General features: G+C 44.9%; 11 protein-coding genes and 1 pseudogene. 8 read left to right on the top strand and 4 right to left on the bottom strand.

Features of this window, described 5'->3' with window-relative positions; translation table 11 throughout:
* The first annotated feature begins 222 nt into the window (after positions 1-222).
* The gene (locus HPY90_RS12855) at positions 223-582 is read left to right on the top strand and encodes a hypothetical protein (protein WP_287195045.1); all 360 of its coding nucleotides are present in this window, start codon (positions 223-225) and stop codon (positions 580-582) included.
* A 643-nt stretch (positions 583-1,225) separates the two neighbouring features.
* On the opposite strand, the gene HPY90_RS12860 is transcribed toward HPY90_RS12855, so the two are convergent.
* The 3 genes from HPY90_RS12860 to HPY90_RS12870 form a co-directional block, all read right to left on the bottom strand.
* The gene (locus HPY90_RS12860; protein WP_287195047.1) at positions 1,226-2,731 is read right to left on the bottom strand and encodes a CoA-acylating methylmalonate-semialdehyde dehydrogenase; all 1,506 of its coding nucleotides are present in this window, start codon (positions 2,729-2,731) and stop codon (positions 1,226-1,228) included.
* A gap of 59 nt (positions 2,732-2,790) precedes the next feature.
* A complete protein-coding gene (locus HPY90_RS12865; protein ID WP_287195048.1) occupies positions 2,791-3,966 on the bottom strand; it encodes an iron-containing alcohol dehydrogenase in 1,176 nt (391 codons plus the stop codon).
* An 805-nt stretch (positions 3,967-4,771) separates the two neighbouring features.
* Positions 4,772-6,229: a sigma-54 interaction domain-containing protein gene (locus HPY90_RS12870; RefSeq protein ID WP_287195050.1), complete on the bottom strand. Its 1,458-nt coding sequence runs from the start codon at positions 6,227-6,229 to the stop codon at positions 4,772-4,774.
* Between the two features lie 1,008 nt (positions 6,230-7,237).
* Here HPY90_RS12870 and HPY90_RS12875 point away from each other — a divergent pair.
* The 7 genes from HPY90_RS12875 to HPY90_RS12905 all read left to right on the top strand — a co-directional run bounded on the left by HPY90_RS12875 (position 7,238) and on the right by HPY90_RS12905 (position 13,018).
* Positions 7,238-8,278, top strand: a complete 1,041-nt coding sequence (locus HPY90_RS12875; protein ID WP_287195052.1) for an MtaA/CmuA family methyltransferase — start codon at positions 7,238-7,240, stop codon at positions 8,276-8,278.
* Positions 8,279-8,307: 29 nt separating this feature from the next.
* Positions 8,308-8,940 carry a cobalamin B12-binding domain-containing protein gene (locus HPY90_RS12880; protein ID WP_287195054.1) on the top strand — a complete coding sequence of 211 codons (633 nt, stop codon included), beginning with the start codon at positions 8,308-8,310 and terminating at the stop codon, positions 8,938-8,940.
* A gap of 27 nt (positions 8,941-8,967) precedes the next feature.
* Positions 8,968-9,774: a dihydropteroate synthase gene (locus HPY90_RS12885; protein WP_287195056.1), complete on the top strand. Its 807-nt coding sequence runs from the start codon at positions 8,968-8,970 to the stop codon at positions 9,772-9,774.
* 86 nt (positions 9,775-9,860) lie between these two features.
* Entirely contained in the window at positions 9,861-11,207 is a 1,347-nt protein-coding gene (locus HPY90_RS12890) for an MFS transporter (RefSeq protein WP_287195058.1), read from the top strand.
* Positions 11,208-11,346: 139 nt separating this feature from the next.
* A complete protein-coding gene (locus HPY90_RS12895; RefSeq protein ID WP_287195060.1) occupies positions 11,347-12,018 on the top strand; it encodes a DUF1638 domain-containing protein in 672 nt (223 codons plus the stop codon).
* 36 nt (positions 12,019-12,054) lie between these two features.
* Positions 12,055-12,666, top strand: coding sequence for a CobW family GTP-binding protein (locus HPY90_RS12900; protein ID WP_287195062.1), 612 nt, complete (start codon positions 12,055-12,057; stop codon positions 12,664-12,666).
* Positions 12,641-13,018, top strand: a complete 378-nt coding sequence (locus HPY90_RS12905; RefSeq protein WP_287195064.1) for a hypothetical protein — start codon at positions 12,641-12,643, stop codon at positions 13,016-13,018. Before HPY90_RS12900 ends, HPY90_RS12905 begins: the two co-directional genes overlap by 26 nt.
* A gap of 251 nt (positions 13,019-13,269) precedes the next feature.
* On the opposite strand, the pseudogene HPY90_RS12910 reads toward HPY90_RS12905, so the two are convergent.
* Positions 13,270-13,652 (bottom strand): annotated as a pseudogene (locus HPY90_RS12910) (glutamate--tRNA ligase); the annotation flags it as partial.

Here is a 13,652-nt window from a genome sequence, read left to right on the forward strand (position 1 = left end):
ATTTTATCCCACCCTATTATTACATATCGCCCTGTGCACTGTCCACCCCCATTTGCAACGAAATTTTCTTTCCCGTGCCCCCAATCGCTGGATTGGTGTGGAAACTTTTTTTCATGCGTCAGCACTGGGCTGAGGTGTGTGACCCGTCTGTGATATTGTTGGCATGATAAAACTGCAACCCTGGCGAATTAAACAATTAGGGCTCGGGGGAGCAAAGCAAAGGTGGGGCGCAGGCAGGGCGGGGCGAGCCGGAGCATGCTACGCTGGATCCTCATCCAGGTGGCCCTCCAGGCAGTAAGGCAACCCAGTGCTCTGCGAGACTTCTACCTCAAGCTTAAAAGGCGCAAAGGCCATAAAATTGCTATCGTAGCAGCGGCAAGAAGGCTACTCACCATCATCTGGGCCATGCTGACAAAGAACACGGAGTATCGCTATCTCAGGGAGGACCTACGGCGGAGGAAGATGCGCCATATGCACAAGAACGCGTTGCCGTACGTGGTTAACAGTGATTTACCGCAAAAGATTGCGTCTGCCGTAAAAGAGGAGGTAGTTTTGGTACCAACTCCCTGCTCTGTGGCCTAAATCATCCGAAAACTAGGGTTGCAGTTTTTCATAGGTGTCAGGGTGAAATCCATCTGTGAAAATGTCAGTATGAGTAGGGAGAGGATTACTTTGTCACAGACGGAACTAAATTGTATCCATGTTTTGGAACAGGCTTTGGGGGCATCATTCAGGTGTAGGACACGATTCGATGACAGGAAAAGCCCCTTTTTTTGCGCTGTATTCCTCGGGTGATATTCCGAAACCGAGAACGATCTGCATAAGGATGTTGCCCCTCCTTAAGAAAGATAAAAAAATGTGCCATAATTCTAGCACATTATAAAGGCAACGATTCTCTTTTAAAGAAACTTATTTTGAGGGATTTAAAGTGAAATTACACTTGAACAACCTAGCTTCTTCCCAACTTCCTTAAATGACATAAGGAAACCTTGGAGAACGAAGAGAACAAGAAAGGAGGGTACTCCCTTTGGACATTTACGAAAAATCACCCGCGCCAAGGGAGCGCTTGCCCTCCACCACTTCTTAATTAAATAGAAGTATTCCTATCGGCTCTTATGAAGTAGATGCGAATTTAAAAGGCATAGAGCCCTAGGAGGAGAGGCAACTTCTTATGAGTTGCATAGGACTCTATGCCTTTTTGTATTTTACTTTATTTTGTGTTCAATTAAGCAAAGAATCGCTTTCGCAGACCGAAGTACCTTGCAAGGACAACTTTTCTATCGGTAAAGAAATCCACTACATCCTGCCCTTGGCCGTGAAGTGTACCGAAGAAGGAGTCTTTCTTGCCACAGAACGGAAAATGTCCTGTTGGGGCAGGAAGTCCGAGATTTACGCCAATATTTCCAGCTTGAACCCTATATTGGAAGTCTCTTACGGCTTTAGCATTTTCCGTGTAAATGCAGGCTCCGTTTCCGTAATCTCCGGCGTTGATGATTTCAATCGCTTCATCTAACGTTTCTACTTTCATGAGAGAAGCTACCGGACCAAAAATTTCTGTCTTGCCAACTATGGAATCTGGAGCTACTCCCTCCAGAACAGTTGGCCCGATGTAGTAACCATCGTAACCATCTTTTACCTGGGGATTTCGACCGTCAAGTAGTATTTTTGCTCCATCCTTCACGGCTTGATCGATAAGACTTAATATCTTATTTCGGTGCTTCTCTGAAATTACGGGGCCCATATTTACAGATTCGTCAAGGCCGTAGCCCACGATGTAACCCTTGACAAATTCGACAAATCTTTCTTTAAGTTCATCGTAGATTTTCCCCACACCTACAAGTACGCTTCCTGCAAGACAACGCTGTCCGGCACAACCGTAGAAAGAGGATGCAAGGGAGGAGATTGCATCATCAAGATTGCAATCCGGCATGACGACGATATAATTTTTAGCTCCACCTTGGCACTGCACGCGTTTAAAGTGTTGGGAGGCAACTGTATAAACTATTTTTGCTACTTCACTGGAACCTACGAAGGATATCCCGGCAACCTTGGGATGGGTAAGAAGTCGGTTTGCCACCTCTTTACTGCCGTGTACCATATTAAGCACACCTGCCGGAAGTTTTACTTTGTCGTGGATCAATTCAAACATGTACGTTTGGGTGATAGGTACTAGTTCGGAGGGTTTCACAATATAGGTGTTTCCTGTCGCGAGAGCAAATGGGAGGAACCAATAAGGTACCATTCCCGGGAAGTTATAGGGAGCGATCATGGCAAATACACCGATTGGCTGTTTCAGGCAATATTCGTCCAAACCGGTTGTAACATCTTCTGTTCCATAGCCCATCATCATTCTCGGAACAGAGAGGGCCGCCCGACACATGTCTATACAACGGCCTACTTCATCTCTTGCCTCCTGGATTGTTTTTCCCATCTCCTGGGTGATGATGCGGGCAATTTCTTCTTTGTGTTCCAGAATCACATCTCCGAGATTCTTAACATATTCCTGGCGAACAGTTGGAGGCGTTTCCCTCCATGCTTTAAATGCGGATGCGGCGCTTTCTATTGCGGCATCAACTTCCTCAGGCAAACTTAGCGGTACTTCCCCAATGATCTCCCGCGTTGAGGGATTTTCAACATTCAAAACATCCGGTGAATTACTGGGAACAAAAGATCCGCCGATATAGTTTGACAGACGACCGTAATACTTTTTCACTTCGTTTAGCAAGGCCATTGGTTTTAATACCTCCCAGGAAATTAAAGTAATTGTTTAATTTAAAAAATTTGCCAAACTTAAAGGGAAAGAAGGCTCAGGTACATTTTTTCGATTTGTTCTATGGTAGCACGCCTGGGATTATTCGCCGGGCTTCCGCTAGCCAAAGCATCCTCTGCCATTTTCCTCACTACTTGATTTAACCTGTCCGCCTTTATCCCTAATTCGGAGGCTTTGGGAACCTCAACGTCGCGGCAAAGATTTTCTACTGCACTAACTGCTAATTTTGCTGCTTCCAATGTACTGAGCCCAGTTACATTCTCACCTAAAAGTTGTGCTATCCTGGCAAATTTCTCTGGTGCTGCAGGCCAGGAAAAGCTCATAACTATGGGCAACAGAATGGCATTGGCAAGCCCGTGGGGTAAGTTGAAAAGCGCTCCTAATGGTCGCGCCATACCGTGGACGAGATTTACGGACGCATTTGAAAATGCTAAACCTCCGTAAAAAGCTGCAAGGGACATTTTGGAGCGGGCTTCGATGTCATCCCCATTTGCCCAAGCAATCCTCAGACTTTCGGCTACCAGGCGGATCGCTTCTATCGCGTATTTATCTGTCACTGGAGTAGCCCGCCTCGAGATAAAAGCTTCAACCGCATGAGTAAGAGTATCTATTCCTGTGAACACGGTTACATTGGGTGGGACCGTGAGGGTTAACTCAGGATCTATAACTGCCATGTCTGGTACAAGGCATGAGCTGGAAATCATCATTTTAACATGTCTTTCGGTATCCGTGATTACGGTAACTTTTGTAACTTCACTTCCTGTACCGGCCGTAGTTGGAATTAGAACTAGCGGGAAATCCCGCCTTTTGGCTTTTTCGTACCCTTCAAATTCTGCGATTTGTTTTCCTTCGGTAACAACAATGGCAACTGCTTTGGCGGTATCAAGGGCACTTCCCCCACCAACAGCCACACAGCAGTCACATTTTTCCTCTCTAAAAACATCAGATGCTTTCTGTACCATTATGTCAGTGGGTTCGCCGGTTACCTCTGTAAATGTGGCTACTTGAAGGCCGCTTTTACTTAGAATGTTCGCGATTTTATCCAGGTGTCCGTACTGAGCAACACACGGATCTGAGACAATTAACGCCTTCGACCCAAATTTCTGAAGTGCTTCGCCGATGGAATTAACACACCCTACTCCGTAGTAAATTAGAGATGGCGTAACAAATCTGTGGGATCCTGTTAAATTAAACAAACTTTCTCCTCCTTTCGAAAAAGATTTTGCTTCGACAACTAGAAAGCCGCCTGCTTTGTTTTATTCCCTCCCTTCAAGCCTGTTTTCGTGACGAAAATTACAAGCAAAAGGTGTGCCAAATTTTGAACCTGAACCTGATTGTTTTTGTATCTTTAACAAAAAAAGAACAAAGGCAAGGGAAGACTTCGCGAGAAATTTTTGCCTTTGTCCTTTTGAGAAATTGAAAAAAGGTATTAAGGTATTGATGTTCAAAAAATTTAACTATCGCAACAGCAAGATGTAGAAAAAATGCTACAAATGGCAGGCCTTTGGCTTTAAAAAAACTATACTTTGATTGTGCTCTTCTCCCTGTCTAGTATGGTGGAAAAAACGAAACCAGACAAGGAGGATGTTCACATGCAAAGTAAGACTCCTGCTCGAGACGAGCACTGTCACGCTTTGCCCTTATTGCCCCGCTCCTTGTACGGGACCTGGAGAACCGGCAGAAGTCAGGCAAAGGCGCAATGAGATTGACAGCGGCTCTTCTTTACCCAGAATGCCCTGGGGTGAACTATGAGTACTCGGGAGGCATTACCCGCTAAGTCTACAACGTCTCCATCGTATCACTGCCAGATGCTATAATCAAAAAGAGGCACCTAGTTGATGATCAAATAGTGAGAATGTGACAGAAAACAAGTTAGTCATTTAGGGGAGGGGTCGAGTAATGATAGTTTATCTCTTGCCCGGTCAGACAATGAGGGCCAAAAATGTAGCCGGCTACTGGGAGCAAGACGTAGCCACCCAGTGTGGGCCGTTAGTGTTATATTCAAAGCAGGTTATATTTACGCAGTTTGAGATAAAGTGTTGTGCGGTGTATTCCTAAAACCTCAGCCGCCTTCTTTTTATTTCCTCCGACCTCCTCAAGAATTTTTTCCAGCAATTTCCTTTCCGTGTTATTTTTTATCTTACTGAGCAAGGTATCGTCTTCGGTAAGCGCTTCGTAATTACCCTCGCTGTATTTACTGGCAAGAGTCAAACCGCATTTTTGAAATTTTTCGTGCGTTTGTTCTCTAAAAATGTAAGATGGGAGATCCCAAATTTTAATAGTATCTCCTTCTGACATACAATAAAGCTTTTCTAATAAATGTTCTAATTCTCTAATATTTCCAGGCCAGTGGTAGCATTTTAAAGCATCTAGCGTGTTTTGCTCCAGCTTTTTTAAAGGTACCGCCCATTTTTCAGCAATTTTTCTGAGAAAATGCTCAGCTAGGACCGGGATATCCTCTATCCTTTCACGTAAGGGGGGAATTTCAAGAACCGCTCCGCTGAGCCTATAATAGAGGTCGGCTCTAAACGTTCCTTCTTGAACCATTTTTTTAATATCGCGATTTGTTGCACTGATTACCCGGACATCTACAGTTACAGGTTTGACGGAACCTAATTTTTCAAGTTCGCCTTCTTGTAAAAACCGCAAAATTTTTGCTTGCATGACAAGTGGCATATCTCCAATTTCATCAAGAAAAACAGTTCCGCCATTTGCAATTTCAAGTTTACCGGCCTTGCCACTACTTTTGGCGTTTGTAAAGGCTCCAGACTCATATCCAAACAGTTCCGATTCCATTAAGTTTTCGGGAATCGCTGCGCAGTTAATGTAAACAAAGGGCTTGTTATTTCTTTTGCTTTCTAAATGAATGGCATGAGCAAAAAGTTCCTTCCCAGTCCCACTTTCTCCTAAAATTAGTATGTTAATATCAATAGATGCGAGTTTACGGGCAAGATTTTTAATATCCTCCATGACCCGAGTACAGGAAATAATGTCATCAAGAGTCCATTTAGCCCGATATTTTTTACTTAACTCTCTTTTATAATAATTAACTTCGTTTTCCAACTGCGATACCTTTGAGATGAGTTGCGAGACTTCGTTGCTAGTCTTAAAGATTACCTTTCCTACGGCCCCTAAAATCCTGCCGTTTTTAAATATAGGAATCCTACTAACAATTGCGGTTCGCCCTTTTATCTTCTGAATTTCACCTATTTCTGCGACACCTGTGCGAGCAACGATATGTAATCTCGTATTATCAATAACTTCTGTTACATGTTTTCCTTGAACCTCGTGCCGACATACGCCTAAATAGGCCTCGTAGGCCTTGTTCAGCCAGATAATTCTACCTTTTGAATCAACCAGAACAATACATTCAGGGTCACTATCTAAAACTAATCTCAAGAAATTAAAAAGATCTCTCTCAGAATGTTCTGTCTCTCTTAACAGGTCTCGCAGTGCCATTTTCCACCCCCCCACTAATATTTTTTTAATTCACCAACCCCACATGATGTACCATCGCAAATCCCCACGAAAATGGGTAAGTCGCCATTTTTACACTCACTTCCCTATGAACAAATTACCCTCTTTAACCAAACGGTACCCTTTTTTATTTGAAATTCTTCTTTAATTCGACAATATCCTGCCTGTTCTTCAGAATCAAGTCCTATTTTTCTGTAAAAACCTCCACAGCTCGGTTTAAGCAACCGTACTGTTTTCGTCATTAGTTCCTGCTTCGATACCCTTTTGCAACCAAACTTCTTCAGAAACCAGGCCCAAACTGTGGCGGAGGAGACCCGGTCGCGTTTTGTTGTTTTGATCCAGATAGACTGCCAGCTCACGTATGCTCTCCAGAGCATGGAAAAGACCAGCTTCGAGAAGCTTATATAACCTTTGCGGCTCTCTTCCGTCCAATTTATGGGTTGAGGCACCTCGGGACTGTTTCAAGACGCGCTTTCAAATCCAGGCCAGGTTATTAACTAAGTCTGGGGACCCCCTTTCTCGCTGTAAAAGGACGGGTGTTGTCACTCCATCACCATGAAAGACAGGCTGTTTTTTGGGAGATTACCCTGCTCTTCAACGGAGGGCGCGCGAAAAATTTTCAAAACTAGTTTGCCGGCCTGTTAAGTGTCGAAAATTATCAACATCTTTTATGTTGCGATAGTTATACAAAACAACATTAAGTTAACTTTTCCGTTTCTTTGAGCAGCTAAAATTCGGAAACTTAGAAGGTCTTTTTTTCTTTATTTATTTGCTTCTAAAAGCAAAAAGGTTGCCACTAAACACTATAAGTGGCATAGTAATTGCATTTAAAGCCAAACAAAAACAAAGTTTGAAAAGGAAATGGGGGGTAGGCTTATAGGGAGTAAAGCACGAGGGCCGTGACTAGTTCTTTCGTTGACAGCCAAGCATCCTAAACAAACGCAACCGTTATTTTCAACATTGTAAAATTCAAAAAGGGGGTCAATTGAGGTGAGCTTTCCCAGAGTAAAGGGAGAATGGATGACGCCTAAAAGACGTTTCTTATCCGCCCTTTTCGGTGGTCGTGTTGACAGGATTCCCGTCGGTAACCCGACTTCTATCGCTACGGTAGAACTAATGGAGGCAACAGGAGCATTTTTCCCGGAGGCACACCTTGTACCTACATTAATTGCCGACCTTGCCGCAGCAGGACACGAGATTTGTGGTTTTGATACCATTATGCCCTATTTCAGTGTCCAGATTGAGGCTCCTGGCCTTGGCTGCGAAATGGATTGGGGAGACAAACACCAGATGCCGGACTGTACGACACACCCATTTACAAAGGCCGAGGATATTGACGCCATAACTATAGAAAAATTCCTGGATACCTACAGCATCCAATCGCTCCTTGAAGCAATTCGGATCTTGCGGAAACGATACCCCGATGTAGCCATTGTAGGGAAAGTAATGGGACCATGGACACTCGGGTATCACGGCTTCGGCGTTCAGAACTGGTTGATTCAGACAAAACTGAACCCCGAGATGATCCGTCAAGCACTGAACAAACTTAAGGAATTTACAATTGCTTTTGCTGTTGAACAAGTTAAAGCAGGAGCCGACGTAATCTGCATGCCGGATCACGCAACAGGGGACCTTGTCAGTCCAAAAATGTACCGGGAGTTTCTTCCGCACCTTCACCAGGAAATTACCTACCGAATTGGGGCCCCCATAATCCTTCATATTTGCGGCTACACAATCAACAGATTAGAGGACATTGCTAATTCTTATTTTGATTGTTTCCATTACGACACGAAAAATGATCCTGTCGAAGCAAAAGCAATAGCAGGCAAGCGGATTTCCCTTATTGGCGGAATCAACGATCCCCAAACGTTGCTTCAAGGCACTCCTGAAGATGTTAAAAGAGAAGCGTTTATTGCAGCAAAAGCTGGCATTGAAATCCTAGCGCCGGAGTGTGCAATTCCTACGGCGGTTCCGATCGCCAACTTAAAGGCAATTGTGGAGGCAAGCCGCGAAATTGCCGGGTTACTGTAAGGAAATTTTATCAAGGAGGTTTTGTATTCATGAGTCTCGAGCAATTGGCACAGTTCGTGATTGATGGAAACGCGGAGGAGACACAAAAGGTAGTTAAAAAGCTTCTGGATGAAGGCATATCTGCCACCACCATACTTAATGATGGGTTGCTTAAGGGAATGGAAGAGGTTGGAAAACTTTTTAAGGCAATGGAAATTTACGTTCCCGAAGTTTTGGTTGCCGCGCGAGCCATGCAGCTTGGAGTTAACGAACTGAAGCCATTCCTCGCAGGGTCGGGCTCAGTATCTGAAGGTACTGTTGTCATTGGAACAGTTAAAGGTGATATTCACGATATCGGCAAAAACCTAGTCGTAATGATGCTAGAAGGTGCAGGCTTTAAGGTAATCGACTTGGGAATCAACGTCCCTGAAGGTAAATTTATCGAGGCCGTTAAGGAACACAAGCCTATAGTGCTCGGACTGAGCGCCCTATTGACAACTACAATGAAGGAGATGAAAGTAGTCATCGACGCGCTGAAGGAAGCGGGCCTGAGGGACGCGGTGAAAGTAATGGTTGGGGGAGCCCCGGTAACACAGGCATACGCTGATTCGATCGGCGCCGATGGATATGCCGAAAATGCAAGTGAAGCTGTAGAAAAGATCAAGGCGATCTGTAACAGTTAGTTAACCTAGGTTTTGGCAAGGAGGTTTATGAATTGCCCTATGTTGTTAATCGGCGAAAGACTAAATACAAGTCGGCCAGGCATAACAGAGGTGGTGCGGGCGCGTGATGAGTCCTTCGTAAGGAACGAAGCGATTGCCCAGTATAAAGCTGGGGTTCAGGCTATTGACGTAAATGCGGCCATGTTGCTTGATAACGAGCCGGAAGGTTTAGCATGGCTTGTTGAAGTGGTTCAGGAAGCTGTACCTGCTGACATTTGTATTGATACACCTAACCCGCAGGCACTGAAAGTTGCGCTCGAGAGATGCAAGCGGCCCGTAATCATTAATTCAATTTCATCTGAGGGCAATCGCTACAACGAAATTGTACCGTTGGTCCGCGAATTCAAGGCGCGCGTAATAGCATTACCCGCGAACGAAGCAGGAATTGGAGGAAGGGCGGAAGACCGTTATACAGAAGCAATGAATCTCTTGGAGCGTCTTGACAGGGACGGGATTAATCTTGCGAATGTATATTTGGACCCCTTGGTCTACCCCGTGAGTGTAGCGCCGGACTCGGCTGTAATCGCATTAAAAACCGTGGAACTTCTAAAAGAAGCGGGTGTCTCATGTCATTTCGTGGTTGGACTGAGCAATGTATCATTCGGACTTCCGTTCAGGAAAAGGGTTAATGAAGCGTTTTTAATAATGTGTATGGGTAAGGGTGTCGACGCCTTTATTCTTGACCCGCTGGATGATGTTCTCATGCAACTATTCGAAGCCTGTAGAGTCTTAACTATGGACGATCCAGGGGGGCTGCAGTATATAGCTTCAGCGAGAAAACGGAAGAAAACATAACTCTGTACGTGAAATGAGATGGAGCAAGAAAATAGTTGAACACAATTTAAAAAAATCATTCCTTGCATTAAAAGGGGGTTAATAAAATGTCCGTGGCGACTGTTAAAGGACATGGTTGGTGGCGCTACCGGTACTGGGTAGCAATCGTGCTGACTTTTTGTTACAGCATTCAGTATCTCGACCGCGTCAAGACCAGTGTGCTAGCTCCGCTGATCATGAAAGACATCGATCTTTCGCACGCCCAGTACGGACTCGGCATGTCCCTAATGCTTGCATTTTATGGTCCCATGCAGGCGGTGGTGGGTTGGGTATGTGACAGGTTCGGGGCACGAAGGGTTTTACTGTTTTCAATTGTAAGCTGGAGCCTGTGTACCTGGTGGATGGCTTACATGCAGACCCCACAGGAGTGGTATATTCGCCAAATCATCTTCGGGATCTTGTGTGCGACGGAGTTTGTACCTAGTTCGAGAATTTTAGCTCGGTGGTTTGCTAAGAGACAAAGAGCACAGGCACAAGCTGCACTCTCCTACGCGTGGATTCTAACCCCAGCGTGGGCACCGGTGTTTGCTACCGCTCTTGCAACTGCGTTCGGCGACTGGCGTCCTGTCTTCATCGTTGTCGCAGCGCTTGGTGTGCTACCCTTGCTGGCTATCTGGGGTTGGGTTACGGACCGTCCCGAGGATCACAAGGGTATGTCTGAAATGGAACTTCACGAAATCTATGAAGAAGAGATCGAACAAGGCGTTTATTCACATGAAGAGCTTGAGAAACGAAGCATTAGCAAGGAGAAGATCGCAGCCCAAAGAGATATTCCGCTGAGAGACATTCTTTTGTACCCCGGGTTTATCCAGCTGACAGTAGCGTATATCGTTATTCAGGCGCTTTACTGGGCGGCAGTTAGCTGGAGCCCCACCTATCTGAAGGAAACATTCGGTTTCAGTATCATGGCAATGGGTTGGTGGGCGATTGTTTATTTCGCTGCCGGAGTTCTGGGTTCGTTTACCGGTTCACGCTTAAGCGATACAGTATTCGGAGGACGGCGAAGGCCTATTATCAGCATTTCGTATATCTGCACCTTCCCGTTCTTACTTCTCCTTGCAATTTATAAACAAGGTGTCAATCCTGTTGCTTTACTCCTGACGCTTTCAGCAGCCGGGTTCTTCGCAAACATGGCATGGGGACCTTACTATGCTTGGCCGGCCGAGATCTTTAGCCCGGAGGTTCATGCTAAAGCTCTCGGGATCATTAATGCGGTGGGATACTTTGTGGGTGCCGCCGGTGCTCCCTTAGTTATGAGCAGGCTCATCGTTAAAACCGCAACCGGTGTTTCTTATACCTGGTCATGGGTATTCATTGCCGCGCTGGCCGTAATAGGATTTCTCCTGGCAGTCACTGTAAAGGAACATAAGAAGGAAACGCCCGGGATAGCGTGATAAAAATTTCTCCCCCCGGTCAAACTGGTCTCTCCGAAATAAACTGGTCTCTCCGGCGGGACCAGTTTGACCCATTTTTTTAGTTGCCAAGATGGCTTTAAGCCAACCGGAACAAAAGATTCGGAGATGAAGGAGTGATATGGTTCAAAAAAGTGTACTTCTGGTCTGCGAATCCTTAGTACCCGAGATTGAAGCTCTAAGACCTAATAATGTCGATGTTAGGGTCATGGAATTTGGCCTCCACCGTTTTCCAAAAAAACTCAACAAAGAACTACGTAATGTTCTGGGGGTTTTAGAAAACGATCTTCAATACAACTTGATCCTGTTAGGTTACGGCCTTTGTTCTGGAGGACCAATTGGTTTAAAACCAAAAAGAACTAAACTTATAATGCCTCGGACCCATGATTGCATTGCGCTTCTTCTTGGCTCCATGGAGTCTTATCATAGAGAAGTAACAAAAGATCCGGGAACTTACTACTTAACTAAGAGCTGGATTGAACATCATGAAGACCCGCTCTCTATGTTTAGGGGGCAACATGAATGGACAAAAAACCTGGATGATCAGACTACCAGGTGGGTAGCACGTGAAATAATGAAAAATTACACCAGAATCGCGCTAATCAATACGGGTGCCTATCGGTTGCAGGATTACGAAAATTATGCAAGGATAACTGCCGAAACTTATGGATTAAGGTTTGAAATTATTCCCGGATCGTTAAATTTACTAAAAAAGCTTCTATATGGTCCCTGGGATAACGAATTTCTCGTTCTAGAACCAGGTCAGGAGATTACTAAAGAAATGTTTTTATAAACCTAAACCAGTTCCGTTGTGTTAGGAGGGTTGTTGGTGAAAATTGTGGTAATGGCCGGATTTCTCGGTTCTGGTAAAACCTCTACGCTAAAAAACCTGATTCCGTTACTCCAAGAGACCGATTTTGATAGAATAGCTGTAATAATCAATGACTTCGGAGAAATTGGTATTGACACCTCTGTAGTAAGGAGAACCGGCATTGATACCGTTGAACTTATAAGCGGTTGTGTTTGTTGTCAACTAGGTGTTGATTTACTTAAAACGATTAAAGATATTCATAAGCAATACCAGCCAAGCACTGTTATTTTAGAGCCTTCGGGGGTAGCAAATCCGGCATCTATAAAGGATGTTATCAGGAAACTAAAAGATGTTCCCGTCGACAAAGTTATAAATCTCGTATTAGTTGATCCGATAAGATTTGATTTGATCGTGGAGATCCCCATAATTGAAATCGGAATCTCCGTTGCCGACGTTCTGGTAATTACCAAAATAGACTTAGTAGATGATTCAACGATCCACATGCTAAAAAACGAACTAAGAAGGTTTAATAAAACTGCGAAGATTCTGGAAATAACCAACCAGGAGCAGTCTACGCTGAATTCCCTGATTGAGGTGATTAAAAATGAGTGTTCTCAATTCACACCCTGAAGTATACGCGAGAAGCCTAACATTGAATTTAAAGCATGATTATAAATCTTTATTGGTTAATTTTCTAATTAACATCGCACGGAACCTTAAAGAAAAAGGTTACCCGCTAATCGGACATATTAAATTGGCTGTTCAAGATACGACAGGTTCGGTTTTTTACGCCAGCATTGCAGATCAGTCTACAGGCCCCCAATATCAGGGAGAACTTCAAGTATTCCAAAAACCAGTAACTTTCAGACTTAACGCTGTTCTCTACGGGGTTAAAAAAACCGTGATGCAGGAAATAATAGAAAATGAAATAAACGCATTTTATCCCATTGTGGCGGAGAATTCCGGAAATAGGCCTGAATAGGTTTACTGGCTAACAAGCAAGTAAATTAGAGGCCCCCGAAGCCGCCGTTTACCTCCCAACTGATACTAAAACTGGATTCGGCGGCTTCTTTTTTTAGTTTTTTTATTAAGCAGGCCAAAAGCAAACTGCACAACGGATGGAATCCAAACTGATTTTGTGAACCTCCTCCGGGACAAGCCCGTAAGGACTGTCCCGGAAGTCATCGAAGGACAGCCTGCGTGAAACCACAGGTCTTACGCCCCTCTCGTGAGCTACTTCTGGCTTTTTATGAACGCGACGGCCCGAGCAAGCCTCTGCAGGGTTTTCTCCCTTCCTAAAATTACCATGATGTCGAAGAGGCCGGGCCCCATCGTCCGCCCTGAAAGGGCAAGCCGCGTCGGGTGGATGATCTCACCCGTCCCCACGCCGAGTTCCGCGCTCAGACTCCGGTAGGCTTCCTCAACGCTTTGCAGATCAAAGGAATCGAGCTGCGCGAGCCGCTGTCCGGCGGCCTCCAGAAGCTCCGCTACACCGGGCTTCTGAAAATACTTCCTGACGCCCTTCTCCTCATATGAAAAATCGTCGGTAAAGAAGTACTCTGAGGCCTCGGCCACCTCCTCCAGGGTTTTGACCCGCGTCCGGACGGCCCCGACTA

Source organism: Syntrophothermus sp., from assembly GCF_013314835.1.
Classification (GTDB): domain Bacteria; phylum Bacillota; class Syntrophomonadia; order Syntrophomonadales; family Syntrophothermaceae; genus Syntrophothermus; species Syntrophothermus lipocalidus.